Raw genomic sequence first — 17,195 nt, 5'->3', positions numbered from 1 at the left:
GTCCGACGCGAGCGCCGCCACCGCGTTCACCGCCACCGCGAAGTACGCGGACGCCCGCAGGTACGCCGAGGCCGCGCTGGCCCGGTGCCCGCCCGCCGCGGCGGCGTCGCCCTGCGCGGCGACCCGGCGCCGAGGACGCCGCGCGGGGGTCTGGTCATCTCCGGGGCGGGTGGTGCCGACGGCCCGCCCTGCGGCCGGCTCGGGGCCGGTACGCGGGGCAGGTACCACCCTCGAGGGGTCGGCGGGGGGACGGGGTCGCGAACCTGGAGGTTCCGGATCTGCGCGCATCGGTGCTGCTCCCGGGGTGGGGGACGGTCGAGCGCGGCTGAGACACCGACTCTAGCGGCGCGGCCCGCCGCGGCCGCCAGTCCCCGACCGACGCCTGTGGACGACGGGCGGTGTGTCCCCGGAGGCCCCGCGCGCCCGCGCGGACGCCCGCGCCGCCCGCACCGCCCGCACCAGCCGCGCACGCGTCCGCCGTGCGCTCCCCGGTCGGCGCCGCGCGCTCACCCCCCGGCCCCCACCCACGCCGGCGCGGCCGACCCGGCCGGCAGCGTCACCACGCCGACGTCCCCGATCGCCACCACGAGGTCGCTGTCGGGCGCGACCCCGTCGGGCAGGGCGACGACGGTCGTCGCCGGGACCCGGTCCCTGGTGCACGGCCCGTCCTCGGGCTCCGTGAACGTGACCGCCACGGTGCCGTCGCCCCGGTCCGTCGCCCGGGGACCGGCGATCGACGGGCAGGTGCCGGACCCGGAGGTGATGACGTAGATCAGCGCGTCGTCGGGGGTGCGCGCGGCGCCCGCCACCGCCTCCGCGGGGGGCGCGGCGAGGCCGTCGGGCAGCCCCACCACCGACGAGCCTGCGGCGAGCGCGAGGGTCGGGCCCGGTGTCGGGTCCGCGGGCACGGTCGTGGGGTCGTCGGGCGACCTGCCGGCACCGTGCGTGGACCCGCACCCGACCAGGAGGGCCACCGCGCCGACGACGACCAGGCCACGCCGTGGTCGTCGGGAGGCCGGCCGGGCGGCACCCGTCGCGGGTCCGACGGTGGTGCGACCTGCGGCCGCCGCGCGGGCCGCGCGAAGGGGGCGCGTCGGTCGAGGGGCCATGAGAGCACTCCGGTGTCCGGCTGCTGGGTGGCGTGCGGTCCCGCGCCGCGGCTGTCGCGCGCGACCGCACCTCGCAGGCTATCCCCGTGCCGTGCGCGGCGCGGGGGTTCCCGGAGGGTGACGGCGGTGGCGGTCGCACTGAGTAGGTGGCCCCGTCGTGCGAGCGCATCCGCGGCGCGGGCGAGGCTGGAAGCCCGGGCGTCGCTCCCGATGACCGTCTGCGACCGCCGCCCGCGCGCCACACCCGCTGCCCGCCCTCCCCCACCGCCCGCCGAGGAGCCCCGTGCCCAGCGCCCCCCTCGTCCTCGTCGCCGCCCTCCTCGGTCTCGGGACGGGTTCGCTCCTCCACGTCGTCCTCCGCCGGGTCCTGCTCGGCGAGGCGGTCGCGACGTCGCCGGGCGGGTGCCCCGGCCCCGAGCACCGGGAGCGCCCCCGGGAGGACGTGCCGGGGCTGCCGTGGCTGCTGCTCCGGGGCCGGTCCCGGACCTGCGCCGAGCCCGTGGCTCCCCGGTACCCGCTGCTCGGGGCCGCGACGGCGGCGCTGTTCGTCGGCGTCGTCGCGCTCGAGGGCCTCACCTGGGCACTGCCCGCCCTGCTGTACCTGGCGGCGATCTCGGTCGTCCTCACGCTGATCGACCTGGACGTGCACCGGCTGCCGGACGTGATCGTGCTGCCCTCCTACCCGGTGTGCGCGGCCCTGCTCGCCGTGGCGTCCTGGAACCCCGGCGGCGAGCCGGCCTGGAGCGCGCTCGGCCGCGCGGCGGTCGGCGGTGCGGGTCTCCTGGCGCTCTACCTCGCGCCGACGCTCGCCGCCCCGGGGGGTGTGGGGCTCGGCGACGTCAAGCTCGCGGGCGTGCTCGGCCTCTGCCTCGGGTGGTTCGGCTGGGGGGCGCTCGCCGTGGGTGGGATCGCCGCGTTCGTCCTCGGTGGGCTGTACGCCGTCGGGCTGCTGGTGACCCGCCGCGCGGACAGCGGGTCCGGCATCCCGTTCGGGCCGTGGATGCTCGCCGGGGCGTGGCTCGGCATCGCGGTCGGCGAGCGTGTGCCCGCCTGGTACCCGGGGCTGCTGACCTCGTCCCCCGGCGCCGTGTGATCGCGGCCGGGGACGAGGTACCGCGACACCCCGTGCCGCGAGTAAGGTTCGCCTGGCCTTAGCCGCGGCGCTCGTCGGGAGTGCCGTGGGCGGGGCGCGCACGGACCGTCCACCACCCACCCGCGCGGGAGCCGCCCGATGATCGCGAACTACCTGATCGGCCTGCGCGAGGGCCTCGAGGCCGCCCTCGTCGTCAGCATCCTCATCGCCTACCTCGTGCGCACCGCGCGCCGCGACCTGCTGCCCGCCCTGTGGGCCGGCGTCGGCGTCGCGGTGGTCGTGTCGCTCGGGTTCGGCGCGCTGCTGACGTTCGGGCCGCAGGGGCTGTCGTTCACCGCGCAGGAGGCGATCGGCGGCTCCCTGTCGATCGTCGCCGTGGGCCTGGTGACCTGGATGATCTTCTGGATGGCGCGCACCGCCCGGCACCTGAAGGGCGACCTGCAGCACAAGCTGGACGACGCCGCCGCGGCCGGCCGCCGGGCCGTCGTCGTCATGGCCTGCCTCGCCGTCGGGCGCGAGGGCCTGGAGACCGCGCTGTTCCTCTGGGCGAGCGCGCAGGCGACCGCGACCACCGGGGCACGCGGCGGCTCCGCCGCCCCCCTGCTGGGCGCCGCCCTCGGCCTGGCCACCGCCGTGCTCGTCGCCTGGGCGCTCTACCGCGGCGTCATGCGGCTCGACCTGCAGCGGTTCTTCGCCTGGACCGGCGCGTTCCTCGTGCTCGTCGCCGCGGGCGTGCTCTCCTACGGCGTCCACGACCTGCAGGAGGCCGGCATCCTGCCCGGCCTGCACAGCCTGGCGTTCGACGTCTCGGCCGCCGTCCCGCCGACCAGCTGGTACGGGACGCTGCTGAAGGGCGTCCTGAACTTCACGCCGGCCACCACCTGGCTCCAGGCGATCGCGTGGACCGCGTACGTGGTCCCGACCATGACCTTCTTCGTGCGGACCGCCTTCCGCCGCCCGCCCGCGCGCCCCGCGGCGCCCGCTCCGGCCACGACCTCCCCCCTGCCCGCCGCCTGACCCCGAGCACCGCGCGGCGCCCCCGCCGCCGCCCCGGCTCGACGACCCGTGCCCTGACAAGGAGCCTCGATGTCCCGCACCTCCTGGAGCGCCGCCGCCGCGGTCGCCCTGCTGCCGCTGCTCGCGGCGTGCGTCCCGAACGACCCCGCCGGCGGTGCCGCGAGCAGCGACGCCGCCGGCGCGCTGACGGTCAGCTCGACCGCCGACGCCTGCGAGGTGTCCGCCGACAGCGCGCCGAGCGGCACCCTGACGTTCTCGGTCACCAACGACGGCAGCGACGTCACCGAGTTCTACCTGCTGGCCGACGACGGCCTGCGGATCGTGTCCGAGATCGAGAACATCGGCCCCGGCATCTCCCGCGACCTCGTGGTGCAGGCCGCGCCCGGCGACTACTACACCGCGTGCAAGCCCGGCATGGTCGGCGACGGCATCCGCGCGGCGTTCACCGTCACCGACTCCGGCCAGGACGTCGGGCCGACCGGCGACACGGCCGACCAGCTCGCCGCCGCCGAGACGTCGTACGTCGCCTACGTGAAGGACCAGGTCGGCTCGCTGATCGCCGGCACGCAGGAGTTCGCCGACGCCTACGCCGCCGGCGACGACGCCCGGGCGCGTGAGCTGTACGCCGCGACCCGGGTGCACTGGGAGCGCGTCGAGCCGGTCGCCGAGTCGTTCGGCGACCTCGACCCCGCGCTCGACCTGCGCGAGGCCGACCTCGAGGACGGCCAGGCCTGGACCGGCTGGCACCTGATCGAGAAGGACCTGTGGCAGCCCGCGCCCGACGCGAACGGCGGCGAGACCTACGTGCCGCTGACCCCCGAGGAGCGCGCCGCCGCCGCGGACGACCTGGTCGCGAACACCCAGAAGCTGGTCGACCAGGTGACCGCCGACGGGTTCACGTTCGAGGCGTTCCAGATCGCGAACGGCGCCAAGGGCCTGCTCGACGAGGTCGCCACCGGCAAGGTCACCGGTGAGGAGGAGATCTGGTCGCACACCGACCTCTGGGACTTCCAGGCCAACGTCGACGGCGCCCGGGTCGCGTACGAGGTGCTGCAGGACGTCGTCACCGAGCAGGACCCCGACCTGGCCGCCGACCTCGACCAGCGGTTCGTCGAGCTCGAGGCGCTGCTCGCCGCGCAGGGCTCGGTGGAGGCCGGCTTCGCGCCGTACACCGACCTGACCGACGCGCAGGTCACCGAGCTGGCCGCCGCGGTGGACGCGCTGTCCGAGCCGCTGTCCCGGCTGACCAGCACCGTGACGGGGGCCTGACACGGACGGGCGCACGGCGGTCCCGGGCGCGGCGGAGGGGGCCGCGCCCGGGGCCGGCGCGCCCGCGGGCCGGCGCGGGATGTCCCGCCGGGCGCTGCTCGGCCTGGGCGGGGGCCTCGTCGTCGGCGCGGCGGCCGCCGGGGCCGCGGCGACCGCGGCGGTCGAGCAGGCGCGGTCCGCGAGCGCGTCCGCCGGGTCCGCCGCCGACCGCACGTACCCGTTCACCGGCGCGCACCAGGCCGGCATCGTCACGCCCGCGCAGGACCGGCTCTACCTCGCCGCGTTCGACGTGACGACCACGGACCGCGACGCGCTCGTCGACCTGCTGCGCCGCTGGACCGTGATGGCCGCCCGGATGACCCAGGGGCTGCCGGCGGGCCAGTTCGACCCCGCCGCCGGCCCGTACGACGCGCCGCCGGACGACACCGGCGAGGCGGCGGACCTGCCGGCCGCGGGGCTGACGATCACGATCGGGTTCGGGCGGTCGCTGTTCGTCGGGGCCCCCGGCGCCGAGGCGGACCGGTTCGGGCTGGCCGGGCGGCTGCCCGCCGGGCTGATCACGCTCCCCCACTTCGCGGGCGACGACCTCGACCCCGCCCGCAGCGACGGCGACCTCGTGGTCCAGGCGTGCGCCGACGACCCGCAGGTCGCCGTGCACGCCGTGCGGAACCTGTCCCGCGCCGCCTTCGGCACCGCCCGGATCCGGTGGACCCAGCTCGGCTACGGCCGCACCTCCTCCACCAGCACCGCGCAGAAGACGCCGCGGAACCTGTTCGGCTTCAAGGACGGCACCGCCAACCTCAAGGCCGAGGAGCCCGCCGCCGTCGACGAGCACGTCTGGGTACCCGCGGACGCGGCCGCCGAGGGCGGCACCGACGCGGCCTGGCTCACCGGCGGCACCTACCTCGTGGCCCGGCGGATCCGGATGCACATCGAGACCTGGGACCGCTCCTCGCTGCGCGAGCAGGAGGCGCTCGTCGGCCGGACCAAGGGCGAGGGCGCGCCGCTGTCCGGCGGCACCGAGTTCACCGAGCCCGACCTCGACGCCTCGGGCGGCGACGGGAAGCCGCTGGTCGCACTCGACTCGCACGTCCGCCTCGCGCACCCCACGCAGAACGACGGCGTCCGGATGCTGCGCCGCGGGTACAACTTCACCGACGGCAACGACGCGCTGGGGCGGCTCGACGCGGGGCTGTTCTTCCTCGCGTTCGTCGTCGACCCGCGGACGCACTACGTGCCGATGCAGACCCGGCTGTCGTCGCAGGACGGGCTGATGGAGTACCTGGTCCACACCGGGTCCGGGCTGTTCGCCGTGCCGCCGGGCGTGCCGGACGGCGCGCTGCCCACCGGGCCGGACGGGACGCCGGTGCTCGCGCAGGACGGGCCGTTCCTGGGGCAGGCGCTGTTCGCGTAGCCGGGGCGCCCGCGCCTCAGGGCAGGTAGGCCAGCACCACCGGGACGTCCTGGCCGGCCCAGGTGCCGGTGAGCGCCCGGGACGCCGGGACCTCGGCCCCGGCGAGCGGCTCCCGCACGACGACCACCTCGGGGTCACCGGCGGCGGCCGCCTCGGCGACGCCGCTCCCCCGCACCCGCACCGTCGGCTCCAGCTCGACCCGGCCCTCGGGCGTCTCGACCCACATCCGCACCTGGGTGTCGCCCTCGCGGACCACCCGGGCGAGCTCGGCGCGGTACACCGGGTCCCCCGGGCCGTCGTACACCCAGCGGGTGCCGAGCACCGAGTGCTCCATCGTCCCGACGAGCCGCTCCTCCGCGCCCGCCAGCGGGGCGCCGCGGTAGGTCAGCGGCACGTGCACCAGCCGGCCGCCGACGTCGAGCAGGTGCGACTCGATGCCGACCTCGCCCTCCGGGTCGTCGAACCGGTACGCGCCGACCGGCCGCACCTCCGCCGCGGGCCCGTCGAACCACGGCTGCGCGGGCAGCCAGGCCGCGACGAGCTCGACCTTGGTCGGCACGAGCGTGGCCCGGTGGATGATCGCCATGCCGCCACGGTAGCGGGGGCGCCGAGGTGCCGAGTGGGCAACCGACACGTCGAGCGAGTAGTCGGCGGATGCACGCTCGACGTGTCGGGTGCTCGCTCGGCCCGGCGCACCGCTCGACCGGCACGCACCGCCGCCTGGGAGGATGCGCGGGTGAACCAGCACCGCACCCCGCCCGGTCCCCTCGACACCGCCGCCGCCGACGCGCTCTGGCGCGCGTACGTCGCCGCGCACCCCGAGGCGGTCGCCGCGGGCGACGAGTACGTGGTCGACCGGTTCGGCGACTCCGTCGAGCTCAGCGACGAGCTGCTCGGCATCGTCCGGTACGGCAACAAGCGCGCGACCGCCGAGCTGGTGACCGAGTTCGCCCACCGCGGCGAGCCGCTGCCGCGGGTCGGCGCGCACTGGGTCGCCTGCGACGGCCGCGGCGCGCCCGCCCTGGTGCTCCGCACGGTCGAGCTGCGGATCGCGACCTTCCGCGAGGTCGACGCCGACTTCGCGTTCGACGAGGGCGAGGACGACCGCGGCCTGCGCAGCTGGCGCGAGCAGCACCGGATCTACTGGGAGCGCACCTGCGCCGCCCGCGGCGCCGTGTGGAGCGAGTCCGACGAGATCGTGCTGGAGCGGTTCCGGGTCGTGTGGCCGCCGGAGGCGGCGGACTGACCCGCCCGGGTCCCCGCGGCTACTCGGTCAGCGCCGCGCGCGCCTCGGCGACCTCCCGGGCGTCCGGGGACCCGGTGCGGTGCACCGACAGCTCCCCGCACCCGACGAGACCCAGTGCGACGACTCCCACGATGCCGGCGACGGCGATCCTGCGCATGACCCTGACTTCCTGCAGCGATTCGGACGAACCGGGGCATCCTGCCAGACCTGCCGCGCGGCCGTGCCGGGCCGTAGGTCCTCGGCGGGTCGCGGCACGCGTGCCGGCACCCGGCGCCGTGACCAGCGCCACGCCCGTCACGGCCCGGGACCCGGTGGTCCCACCCCCTCGGCCCGGACGCGTCCTAGCGTGGCCAGGGCGGCTCCGCGCTCCCGCCGGAGGTCGCACGACACGAGAGGCAGGGCACCGTGGAGGTCCTCGGGATCGACAACGTCTTCCGCCAGGTCGGGGACCTGGACCAGGCCGTGGCGTTCTACACCGGCGTCCTCGGCCTGCGCCTGCACCGGCGGTTCGACGCGATGGGCACCGCCCTGTTCGCCGTCGGGGACGAGGTGCCGGGCCTCGGGGTGCAGGTCGTGGACGCCCCGCGCACCGACGGGCACCGGGTGTGGGTCGAGGTGCCGGACGCCCGCGCGGCCGCACGCGAGCTGACCGACCGGGGCGCGACCCTGTGCGCCCCGCCGTTCGAGGTCGGGACGGGGTGGACGGTCGAGGTGGCCGACCCCTGGGGCAACGTCACGGGGTTCACCGACTACGTGCTGCGCCCGGAGCTCGGGCGTCCGGCCGCGCGCTGACTCTCCCCGGGGCGACCGCCCGCGGGCCCGTCCGGCGGCCCGGGAACGGCACGACCCCCAGCGGCGGTGGCCGCTGGGGGTCGTGGTGGCTCCCTCGACTGGACTCGAACCAGTAACCGTCCGATTAACAGTCGGATGCTCTGCCAATTGAGCTACGAGGGATCGTGCGGGAAGAACTCTAGCAGCCCTCCGGGGCTGCTCCGGACACGTCCCCCGTGGTCCCGGTCACGACGGCGGGGCCGCTCCCGGTCACGCGCGGAGGCCCGCCGCGGCGCGCACCCGCGCCTCGGCGGCGTCGAGCAGCCCGGCCACCCCGGGGTCGGCGAGGTCGACCCGCCCGGTGCCGATGACCTGCGTGAACAGCTCCCCCGCCTCGCCGCGCCGCAGGGCGACCCGGACCGGACCCGCGCCGGGCACGGTGACCGTCTCCACGTGCACGACCGAGGACTGCACCCGCTCCCGGAGGGTCTGCGCGAAGGCCACCGGGACGGGCGGCTCGAGGGGCAGCTCCTCGGCCGCCCCGGACACCCAGTGCACCGTGATCGCGGGCGGGTCGGGTGCGAACGACGCGCGGTCGACGTCGGACCAGAGGTGCCGCCGCACCGGCACGCCGCCGACGGCCGCCCCGGCCGCACCCGGGGCACCGGCCGCGCCGGGGGTCCCGCCCGCGAGGTACAGCGCGACGCGGGTGGCGACCAGCCAGCGGTCGCCCGAGGCCGCGGCGGCGAGCACCCGGTCGCCGGCCGGCAGGTCGAGGGCGCGGCGCACGTCGTCGGGCAGGGCATGGCGGCGGGAGAAGAGCGGCACGGTGACCCACCGTAGCCGGACCCGGGGCGGTCCCGGCCCGTCGGGGTAGCCTGTCGGCCACCGAGGGCCAGTAGCTCAGCCGGTCAGAGCAGCGGACTCATAATCCGTCGGTCGTGGGTTCAAGCCCCACCTGGCCTACCCACCCGCGGGGCGGGCAGCCGCCCGTTCCCGCGCCGACCCGACGGGCAGCAGTGCGGCCCCGGCGAGGAAGCACACGGCGCCGGCGAACGTCCCCGCGTTCACCAGGGCGACGTTCGTCTCCTGGGTCGTCCCGGCGACGTACCGCGCCGCGACCGCGGCCGCGCCGAAGGCCACCGACCCCGCGAGGTTCACCGCCGCCACCCGGCGGTCGACCGGCCCCGCCCGCCGCACCGCCGCGCACGCCAGCACGCTCGCCACCAGGAAGCACGCCGACCCGTACACGTCCGGCGCCCACACCAGGTGCCGCGCCGGCAGCGCGGCGAGGTCGCGGGTGGCCGCGAAGGTGCTCACGTTGAAGCACACGGTGCCGACCAGCTGGACGACCGCGGCCCACCGGTCGAGCCGCCGCCCCCGCGGCGTGCCCGCCAGCTGGAGCGCGGCCGCCGAGGTGAACAGCACCGACCCGACGACGAACGTCCACGCCGCGACCTCCGGGGCGACCCGCGCGGCGTACAGCGGCAGCGAGCCGACGGCGAAGCACACCGACCCGAGCCCGAACAGGAGCCCGAGCCGCACGCTCGCCGCGCTCGGCCGGACCGGGCGCGCGGCACCCGCCGGCCGCGCCCGGGTCACGGCCGCAGGCCGGTGCGCACCTTGCTCCGCGCCGCGGCGTGCGCGGGCGCGGTCCACAGGTCCGGGGCCGGGTGCAGGCGGGGCGACGGCGACTCCGCCGCGAGCGCGGTGCACGCCAGCTCGAGGTCGCGCAGCAGCTGGTCGATCATGAGCCGGCTGAGGTCGAGGCGGACGACGACCCGCATCAGGTGCACGTCCTCGGCGTCCGGCGGGAGGCTGTACGCGGGCACGATCCAGCCGAACTCCCGCAGCCGGGCGGACAGGTGGTAGACGTCGAACCCCGGGTCGCCGGTCAGCCGGAACGTGACCACCGGCTCCGAGAGCCCGGGGTTGAGGATCTCGAACCGGCCGGTCGCCGCGAGCGACTCGTTGAGGTACCGCGCGTTCGCCAGCATCGTCTCGACGACCGCGGTGTACCCGTCGCGCCCGAGCCGCAGGAAGTTGTACATCTGCGCCTGGACCATCGCCGAGCCCCGGGAGAAGTTGAACGTGTAGGTCGGCTGCGCGCCGCCGAGGTAGTTCACGCTGAACACCAGGTCCTCGGGCAGCCGCGACGCGTCGCGGAACAGCAGCCAGCCCACCCCGGGGTAGACGAGGCCGTACTTGTGCCCCGACGCGTTGATCGACGCGACCTGCTCCAGGCGGAAGTCCCACGCCAGGTCGGGCTCGGCGAACGGCGCGATGAACGCCCCGCTCGCCCCGTCGACGTGCAGCGGGACGTCCCAGCCGCGGTCGCGCTTGATCCGCACCAGCGCCGCGTCGATGTCGGCGACCGGGTCGGCCTCCCCGATGTGGGTGGTGCCGAGCACCGCACCGACGGCGATCGTGCGCTCGTCGACCCGGGACGCCACGTCCTCGGCGGTGATCGTGTACCGGTCGGGGCGCATCGGGATCTTGCGCATCTCGACGTCGAAGTAGTTGGCGAACTTGTCCCAGACCACGTGGGTCTCGGCGCCGAACACGACGTTGGGCCGGTCGGCCGGCAGGCCCGCCGCCTCCCGGCGGTGCCGCCAGGTCCGCTTGTGCGCCAGCAGCCCGAGCATGATCGCCTCGGACGACCCGATGGTCGCGACGCCGACCACGGCCGCGGGGTCGGGCGCGTGGAACAGGTCGCCGAGCATGTGCACGCAGGCCTCCTCGACGAGCGAGGCCACCGGGTACTCCTCGTGGTCGATGTGGTTCTTGCGCAGCGTGTCGTGGATCAGCGCCTCCGCCTGGGGCTCCATCCAGGTGGTGACGAACGAGGCGAGGTTCAGCGTCTCCCGGCCGTCGAGCATCAGCCCGGTGTGCAGCAGCTCGTAGACCTCGTCCGGGTCCAGCCCGTGCGGCGGGAACTCGGTGCGGTCGATGGCGGTGCGGAAGCTGGCGCGGCCGTGGATCGGCAGCGCGGCTCGGCCGTCGCTGGTCATGGGCGGGCCCCTTCGCGGTCGTCGGTGACGCGGTGCGACGGCGGGGGGTCCGTCCGGACGAGGCGACCGTAGCAGCGCGGGTCGCACGCGCCCCGCGCCCCTTTAGCGGGGCCGCCGAGCACCTCACGGGCCCATGGTCCTGTTGCCGTGGTGCGACGGGGGGCCACATTCTGGATTTCGGTGTCGTCGTCCTGGCGCGCCACGACGAGCGTCAGGAGTCACCCCATGACCACCGCCGCCCACGGCGAACCCCCGGCCGGGCAGCTGGCCGGCGACCGCGCGTTCTTCGGCCACCCGCGTGGCCTGATGACGCTGTTCACCACCGAGCTGTGGGAGCGGTTCAGCTACTACGGGATGCGCGCCATCCTGCTGTACTACCTGACCGACTCCGTCCGCAACGGCGGCCTGGACATCGCGGAGACGACCGGCCTGGCGCTCGTGTCGATCTACGGCACCAGCGTCTACCTGCTGTCGGTGGTCGGCGGCTGGCTGGCGGACCGGGTGATCGGCGCCCGCCGGTCGGTGCTGATCGGCGGCATCATCATCGCGGCCGGGCACGTCTGCCTGGCGATCCCGTCGGCGGGGTCGTCGTACCTCGGCATCGCCCTGGTCGCCCTCGGCACCGGCCTGCTGAAGCCCAACGTGTCGAGCATGGTCGGCGAGCTCTACGCCCGCGACGACGAGCGCCGCGACTCGGCGTTCTCGATCTTCTACATGGGCATCAACATCGGCTCGTTCACGGCGCCGTTCCTGGTCGGCGCGGCGCGCGCCTGGGGCGGGTACCACGCCGGCTTCCTCGTCGCGGCCGTCGGCATGGCGATCGCCCTGGTGTTCTTCGTGGCGGGCGGCAGGTACCTCGGGCGGGCCGGCGGCGTCGCGCCGAACCCGGTGCGCCCCGAGGAGCGCGTGAAGCTGATCCGCGGGTTCCTCGGCCTGGTCGCCGGGATCGTGGTCGTCGGGCTGATCGCCGCGGTCGTCTCGGGCGGGTTCAACCTGGACACGTTCATCGACACGATGTCGTACCTGGCGTTCATCGCACCGGTGGCGTACTTCGTGGTGATGTACCGCTCCCCCAAGGTCACCGACGCCGAGCGACCCCGCGTGATCGCGTACATCCCGCTGTTCGTCGGCGCGATGCTGTTCTGGATGATCTTCGAGCAGGCGGCGACGACGCTCGCGGCGTTCGCGGCCAACCGCACCGAGCTCAGCTTCTTCGGCGTGACGATCAGCCCGGAGTTCTTCCAGTCGGTGAACCCGCTGTCGATCATCATCCTGGCGCCGGTGTTCGCGTGGATCTGGTCGAAGACGCACGACCGCCCGCCGACCGCGACCAAGTTCGCGATCGGCCTGGCGCTGGCGGCGGTCTCGTTCCTCGCGATGTCGCTCGCGTCGGCGGTGTTCGTCGACCGCCTCGCGCCGGCGTGGGTGCTCGTCGTCGTCTACGTGATCCAGACGCTCGGCGAGCTGTGCCTGTCCCCGGTCGGCCTGGCCGCGACGACGCTGCTCGCGCCGCGCGCGTTCCGGAACCAGGCCATGGCGGTGTGGTTCCTGGCGCCGGCCGCGGGCCAGGCGATCACCGCGCAGCTCATCAAGGCGACCGAGGGCGCCTCCGACACCGCCTACTTCGGCGGGATCGGCGCGGTGGCGCTGGTGTTCGCGGTGGCGCTGCTGGTGCTGTCGCCGTGGGTCACGCGGCACATCCGCCGGGCGGACGAGATGGAGGGCACGGTGAGCGCCGGGACGTGACCGGCCGCGACGGGCGCGGTGCCGCGGGTCGTCCGGCCCCCGGCACCGCACCCGCGCGTCGTCAGGACCGCGCGGTCTGCGTGTTCGACACCTGGGCCCGCGGCCGGACCACGAGCGTGTCGATGTTCACGTGGTGCGGCCGGGTCAGGGCGAACGCGATGACGTCCGCGATGTCCTCGGCGAGCAGCGGCTGGTAGCCCTCGTAGACCTTCGCCGCGCGCTCGGCGTCCCCGCCGAACCGGACGAGCGAGAACTCCTCGGTCGCGACGGCGCCCGGGGCGATGTCGATGACCCGCACCGGCTCCCCGATGAGCTCCAGTCGCAGCGTGGTGGTGAGCATCCGCTCGGCGTGCTTGGCGCCCGTGTAGCCCGCGCCGCCCTCGTAGGGCGCGATCGCCGCGGTGGACGTGACGACCAGGACGTCGCCGCGGCCGCTGGCCTTGAGCTGCGGGAGCAGGGCCTTGGTGACGCGCAGCGTGCCGAGCACGTTGACCTCGTACATCCGGCGCCAGCCGTCGACGTCGGCCTCGGCCACCGGGTCGAGGCCCAGGGCGCCGCCGGCGTTGTTGACGAGCGACGTCAGGCCGCCGGTCTCCTCGACGTGCGCGGCCAGGCGGGCCACGTCGTCGTCGCTGGTGAGGTCGGCGACGAACGGCTCGGCGCCGGTCTCGGCGGCCAGGGCCTCGAGCCGGTCGGCGCGGCGGGCGACGGCGACGACGTCCCAGCCCTCGGCGCGCAGCCGGCGGACGGTCGCGGCGCCGATCCCGCTGGAGGCACCGGTGACGACGGCGCGGAGGGCGGGGCTGGCGTTCTCGGACATGCGGGGGTCCTCTCGGGTGGAGCGGGCGTGGTGCGGGCGCGGCCGGAACGACCCTACGACCGGTTCCCCACCCGATCGTCGCGCCGCCACCCGGTCGATCGGGGTGCGTGGCGACGATCGGGTGGGAACCAGGGGCGGGGCGGGGCGCGGGCGGGGCGGGGGCGGGCAGGGCGCGGGTGGGGTCAGGGGGTGGCGTCGAGGGCGCTCAGGACCTCGTCGTAGGCCGCGAGGGCGGTCGCGACCTGGGCGTCGGTGACCACGCAGGGCGGGACGACGTGGATCCGGTTGTCCTGGACGAACGGCAGCAGGCCCCGGTCGAGCAGGCCGGCCTTGACCGCGCCCATCGCCGCGGCGCCGACGGGCTCCCGGGTCGCCCGGTCCGCGACCAGCTCCAGCGCCCAGAACACCCCGGTCCCGCGCACCTCGCCGACCGACGGGTGCGCGTCCGCGAGCGCCGCGAGCCCCGGCGCGAGCACGTCGCTGCCGATGCGGGCGGCGTTCTCGACGACCTTCTCGTCCTCCATCGCCTCGATGGTCGCGACGACGGCGGCCATCGCCAGCGGGTGCCCGGAGTAGGTGAGCCCGCCGGGGTACACCCGGTCGTCGAAGGCGTGCGCGACAGCGTCGGACAGCAGGACGCCGCCGGCGGGGACGTAGCCGGAGTTGACCCCCTTGGCGAAGGTGACCAGGTCGGGCACCACGTCGTGCTGGTCGAGGGCGAACCACGACCCGGTGCGGCCGAACCCGGCCATCACCTCGTCGAGGATCAGCAGGATGCCGTGCCGGTCGGCGATCTCCCGCACCCCGGCCAGGTACCCCGGAGGCGGCACGAGCACGCCCGCCGTGCCGGGCACGGTCTCGAGCAGGATCGCCGCGATCGACGTCGCCCCCTCGGACACGACGACCCGCTCCAGGTGCCGCAGCGCGCGCTCGCACTCCTCCTCGGGGGTCGACGCCCAGAACTCGGAGCGGTACAGGTACGGCCCGAAGCAGTGCACGTGCCCGCGGGCGTACTCGTTCGGCACCCGCCGCCAGTCGCCGGTCGCGACCACGGCCGCGCCGGTGTTGCCGTGGTACGAGCGGTAGGCGGACAGCACCTTGTCCCGGCCGGTGACCAGGCGCGCCATCCGGATGGCGTTCTCGTTGGCGTCGGCGCCGCCGTTCGTGAAGAACACCTTGGAGAACCCGGCGGGCGCGTGCCGGAGGATCGCCTCGGCGGCCCGCCCGCGCGGCAGCACCGCGTGCGAGGGGGCGACGGTGGTCAGCCGCCCCGCCTGCTCCGCGATCGCGGCCACCACCCGCGGGTGCTGGTGACCGATGTTCGTGTTGACGAGCTGGCTGCTGAAGTCGAGCAGCGTCCGGCCGTCGGCCAGCGTGACCTCGCAGCCGGACGCGCCGGCCACGACGAGCGGCGCGAGCGCGCCCTGCGCGGACCAGGAGTGGAACACGTGCGCGCGGTCGAGCTCGAGCGCGAGCACCCCGTCGGATGAGGTCATGCCTGCGGGCCTTCCGTGAGAGCGGAGCGCCGAGTGTCCAGAAACCCAGGGACGTGCCGGGGCAGATCGCCTCGGTTCCTGGACACTCGGCGCGGAGAGCGCGTGGGTGAGCGCGCGCGGGTCAGTTGCCGCCGGGCTGGAGCTCGACCGTGAGGGGGGCGAAGTCCGCGCCCTCGGTGTCGACGCCCTCGGCCTCGAGCTCGTCCAGCGCCTGCTGCACGTACTCGTTGGTGTACGCGGTCTCCGGCGGGTCGGCGCTGATGATCGTCGCGCCGGTCTCGTTGGAGGTCTCCTTGGCCATCGCGACGGTGGCGTCCCAGGCGTCCGGGTCGATCAGGCCGATGCCGCCGGAGGTCGACGGCCAGATGAGCTTGTTGACCTCGTTCGTCATCCAGAGCTGGTGGCTGGTGCCGAGGGTCGAGCCCGCGGCCGTGACGATGTCGGCGGCCTCCTGCGGGTTGTCCCGGGCGTAGATCCAGCCCTGGATGGACGCCTTGAGGAACGCGACCGTCGTCTCGGCGTACTCGGGGTCGTCGGCCAGCCGGCCCGCGTCCGCCCAGATGGCGTCCTGGAGCATGGCGGTGCCCTCGTCGTTCCAGTCGATGACCGAGAAGTCCTCGGGCTGGTAGAGCTCGCCGGTCTCGGGGTTCTCGGTCTCGAGCAGCTGGGCGTACTCGTTGTAGGTCATGGCCTGCGCGGCGTCGATGTCGCCCGCCAGGAACGCGTTCATGTCGAACGCCTGCTGGACGATCTCGAAGTCCGTCACGCCCGCCTTGTTGAGCCCGGCGAACAGCTCCCACTCGTTGCCGTAGCCCCAGGAGCCGATCGTCTTGCCCTCGAGGTCCGCGACCGAGTCGATCCCCGCGTCCGCGAAGGACACCTGGAGGGTGGCCGACCGCTCGAAGATCTGCGCCACGTCGGTGATGTCCGCGCCCTGCTCGATCGAGCCGAGCACCTTGGGCACCCACGCGATCGCGTAGTCGACCTCGCCGTTCGCGAGCGCGTCCTGCGGCACGATGTCGCCGCCGCTGGGGAGGATCTCGACGTCCAGCCCCGCGTCCTCGTAGTAGCCCTGGTCCAGCGCGGCGTAGTAGCCGGAGAACTGGGCCTGGGTCAGCCACTGGAGCTGGAGCTTCACGGGGGTCAGGCCCCCGTCGTCGCCGCCGGACTCCGTCGACGCGCTGCCGGCGGTGTCGTCCGAGCCGCCGCACGCGGTCAGCGCGAGCGCCGCCACGACGCCGAGCGTCCCGAGCCCGAGGCGGGCCCGCCTGGTGGTGTTCCTCATGTCGTCCCCTTGTCGTCGCATCACGGGAGAGCCCGCCTGGCGCCCTCGGCAGGTGGGGTGGTGCCGCCCGCGCCGACCCCCCGGGGCGCGGGACGTGGTGGAGCGCGGCCCTCAGGTCCGGCGCACCCCGCGGGTCCCCCACCGCTCGACGGCGGAGGTGGCCCCGTAGAACAGCAGCCCGACGAGCACGCCGCCGAGCACGTAGGCCCAGGCGCGGGCGTAGTTCGACCCCGCCGCGGCCGTGGTGATGAACGACCCGATGCCGGACCGCGGGCCGCCGAAGTACTCGGCGACGATCGCGGAGATCACGGCGAGCGACGACGCCAGCCGCAGACCCGTGAACAGGTGCGGCAGGGCGGTCGGGATCGTCACGGCCCGGGTCGCCTGCCGCGGCGTGGCCGCGTAGGCGCGCATCAGGTCGCGGTGCACGGGCCGGACCTGCCGGAGCCCGCGCAGCGTGTTCACGAACACCGGCACCCCGACCGCGACGGCCACCACGATCTGCCGCCCGGTCTCCACCGAGGCGCCGTACATCGTGTAGAGCACCGGGGCGAGCGCGACGACCGGGACCACCGCGAGCCCGGCGACCACCGGGTCCAGCAGCAGGTCCACGGCCCGCACGGCGGAGGCCAGGATCGCGGCCGCGATCGCCACCACCGCGCCGATCACGAGGCCGACCAGCGCGTTGGTGCCGGTGACCAGCGCCGCCGAGGCGATCGTCGGCAGGAACTCGGCGAACTCGCCGGCGATGGCCACCGGGCCGGGCAGCAGGAACGGCGGGACGTCGCCGAGGGTGACGACGGCCTGCCACGCGGCGACGAGCACCGCGAGCAGCACGACGGGTGCGGCGCGGTGGCCCCACGCGGCACCGGCGCGGCGGGCGCGGGCGGAGCGCGCAGGCGCGGGTGCGGCGGGCGC

17 protein-coding genes, 2 tRNA genes and 1 pseudogene are annotated in these 17,195 nt (G+C 75.5%); 8 read left to right on the top strand and 12 right to left on the bottom strand.

Translation table 11 applies throughout. The features are described from left to right. Together FA014_RS20680 and FA014_RS10700 are read right to left on the bottom strand one after the other, a co-directional pair. A pseudogene (locus FA014_RS20680) lies at positions 1-228 on the bottom strand (hypothetical protein); the annotation flags it as partial. A gap of 278 nt (positions 229-506) precedes the next feature. Beyond that, positions 507-908: a hypothetical protein gene (locus tag FA014_RS10700; protein WP_154729673.1), complete on the bottom strand. Its 402-nt coding sequence runs from the start codon at positions 906-908 to the stop codon at positions 507-509. A 484-nt stretch (positions 909-1,392) separates the two neighbouring features. On the opposite strand from FA014_RS10700, the gene FA014_RS10695 reads away from it, so the two are divergent. The 4 genes from FA014_RS10695 to efeB all read left to right on the top strand — a co-directional run bounded on the left by FA014_RS10695 (position 1,393) and on the right by efeB (position 5,902). After that, positions 1,393-2,202, top strand: a complete 810-nt coding sequence (locus FA014_RS10695; RefSeq protein WP_154729672.1) for a prepilin peptidase — start codon at positions 1,393-1,395, stop codon at positions 2,200-2,202. A 138-nt stretch (positions 2,203-2,340) separates the two neighbouring features. Continuing rightward, a complete protein-coding gene (efeU, locus tag FA014_RS10690) occupies positions 2,341-3,219 on the top strand; it encodes an iron uptake transporter permease EfeU (RefSeq protein ID WP_154729671.1) in 879 nt (292 codons plus the stop codon). A 69-nt stretch (positions 3,220-3,288) separates the two neighbouring features. Next, on the top strand, positions 3,289-4,488 hold the full coding sequence (gene efeO / locus FA014_RS10685; RefSeq protein WP_154729670.1) for an iron uptake system protein EfeO: 1,200 nt from the start codon (positions 3,289-3,291) through the stop codon (positions 4,486-4,488). A gap of 79 nt (positions 4,489-4,567) precedes the next feature. Further along, positions 4,568-5,902: an iron uptake transporter deferrochelatase/peroxidase subunit gene (efeB, locus tag FA014_RS10680; protein ID WP_154729669.1), complete on the top strand. Its 1,335-nt coding sequence runs from the start codon at positions 4,568-4,570 to the stop codon at positions 5,900-5,902. 16 nt (positions 5,903-5,918) lie between these two features. Here efeB and FA014_RS10675 read toward each other — a convergent pair whose 3' ends face one another. Then, on the bottom strand, positions 5,919-6,488 hold the full coding sequence (locus FA014_RS10675; protein WP_154729668.1) for a CG0192-related protein: 570 nt from the start codon (positions 6,486-6,488) through the stop codon (positions 5,919-5,921). Between the two features lie 150 nt (positions 6,489-6,638). Between FA014_RS10675 and FA014_RS10670 the strand changes: the two genes are divergently transcribed. Then, positions 6,639-7,148 (top strand): ASCH domain-containing protein, encoded by a 510-nt coding sequence (locus FA014_RS10670; protein ID WP_154729667.1) that lies wholly within the window; start codon positions 6,639-6,641, stop codon positions 7,146-7,148. Between the two features lie 19 nt (positions 7,149-7,167). Here FA014_RS10670 and FA014_RS10665 read toward each other — a convergent pair whose 3' ends face one another. Further along, entirely contained in the window at positions 7,168-7,305 is a 138-nt protein-coding gene (locus FA014_RS10665; protein ID WP_154729666.1) for a hypothetical protein, read from the bottom strand. A gap of 248 nt (positions 7,306-7,553) precedes the next feature. Here FA014_RS10665 and FA014_RS10660 point away from each other — a divergent pair, with 248 nt between their 5' ends. Continuing rightward, the gene (locus FA014_RS10660; RefSeq protein ID WP_154729665.1) at positions 7,554-7,940 is read left to right on the top strand and encodes a VOC family protein; all 387 of its coding nucleotides are present in this window, start codon (positions 7,554-7,556) and stop codon (positions 7,938-7,940) included. Positions 7,941-8,026: 86 nt separating this feature from the next. Here FA014_RS10660 and FA014_RS10655 read toward each other — a convergent pair. Beyond that, a tRNA-Asn gene (locus FA014_RS10655) sits at positions 8,027-8,102 on the bottom strand. Positions 8,103-8,189: 87 nt separating this feature from the next. Next, positions 8,190-8,747, bottom strand: a complete 558-nt coding sequence (locus FA014_RS10650) for a hypothetical protein (protein ID WP_154729664.1) — start codon at positions 8,745-8,747, stop codon at positions 8,190-8,192. A 64-nt stretch (positions 8,748-8,811) separates the two neighbouring features. Here FA014_RS10650 and FA014_RS10645 point away from each other — a divergent pair. After that, positions 8,812-8,885 (top strand) — tRNA-Ile (locus tag FA014_RS10645). Here FA014_RS10645 and FA014_RS10640 read toward each other — a convergent pair. Then, positions 8,883-9,464 (bottom strand): YrhK family protein, encoded by a 582-nt coding sequence (locus FA014_RS10640; RefSeq protein ID WP_154729663.1) that lies wholly within the window; start codon positions 9,462-9,464, stop codon positions 8,883-8,885. The genes FA014_RS10645 and FA014_RS10640 overlap by 3 nt on opposite strands. A 53-nt stretch (positions 9,465-9,517) precedes the next feature. Next, complete coding sequence (locus tag FA014_RS10635) at positions 9,518-10,930, bottom strand: glutamate decarboxylase (protein ID WP_154729662.1); 1,413 nt, start codon at positions 10,928-10,930, stop codon at positions 9,518-9,520. Between the two features lie 225 nt (positions 10,931-11,155). Between FA014_RS10635 and FA014_RS10630 the strand changes: the two genes are divergently transcribed. Then, complete coding sequence (locus FA014_RS10630) at positions 11,156-12,676, top strand: peptide MFS transporter (protein ID WP_154729661.1); 1,521 nt, start codon at positions 11,156-11,158, stop codon at positions 12,674-12,676. 61 nt (positions 12,677-12,737) lie between these two features. Here FA014_RS10630 and FA014_RS10625 read toward each other — a convergent pair whose 3' ends face one another. The 4 genes from FA014_RS10625 to FA014_RS10610 form a co-directional block, all read right to left on the bottom strand. Continuing rightward, the gene (locus FA014_RS10625; protein ID WP_154729660.1) at positions 12,738-13,496 is read right to left on the bottom strand and encodes an SDR family oxidoreductase; all 759 of its coding nucleotides are present in this window, start codon (positions 13,494-13,496) and stop codon (positions 12,738-12,740) included. 182 nt (positions 13,497-13,678) lie between these two features. Further along, a complete protein-coding gene (locus FA014_RS10620) occupies positions 13,679-14,992 on the bottom strand; it encodes an aspartate aminotransferase family protein (protein ID WP_154729659.1) in 1,314 nt (437 codons plus the stop codon). A 121-nt stretch (positions 14,993-15,113) separates the two neighbouring features. Beyond that, positions 15,114-16,277 (bottom strand): ABC transporter substrate-binding protein, encoded by a 1,164-nt coding sequence (locus FA014_RS10615; protein ID WP_154729658.1) that lies wholly within the window; start codon positions 16,275-16,277, stop codon positions 15,114-15,116. A gap of 111 nt (positions 16,278-16,388) precedes the next feature. Then, the coding region (locus FA014_RS10610; RefSeq protein ID WP_419178391.1) for an ABC transporter permease at positions 16,389-17,195 on the bottom strand (807 nt) is incomplete at its 5' end.

This window comes from Cellulomonas hominis (genome assembly GCF_005239125.1).
Taxonomy (GTDB): Bacteria; Actinomycetota; Actinomycetes; order Actinomycetales; family Cellulomonadaceae; genus Cellulomonas; species Cellulomonas hominis_A.
This window is presented reverse-complemented; position numbering and strand designations above follow the sequence as displayed.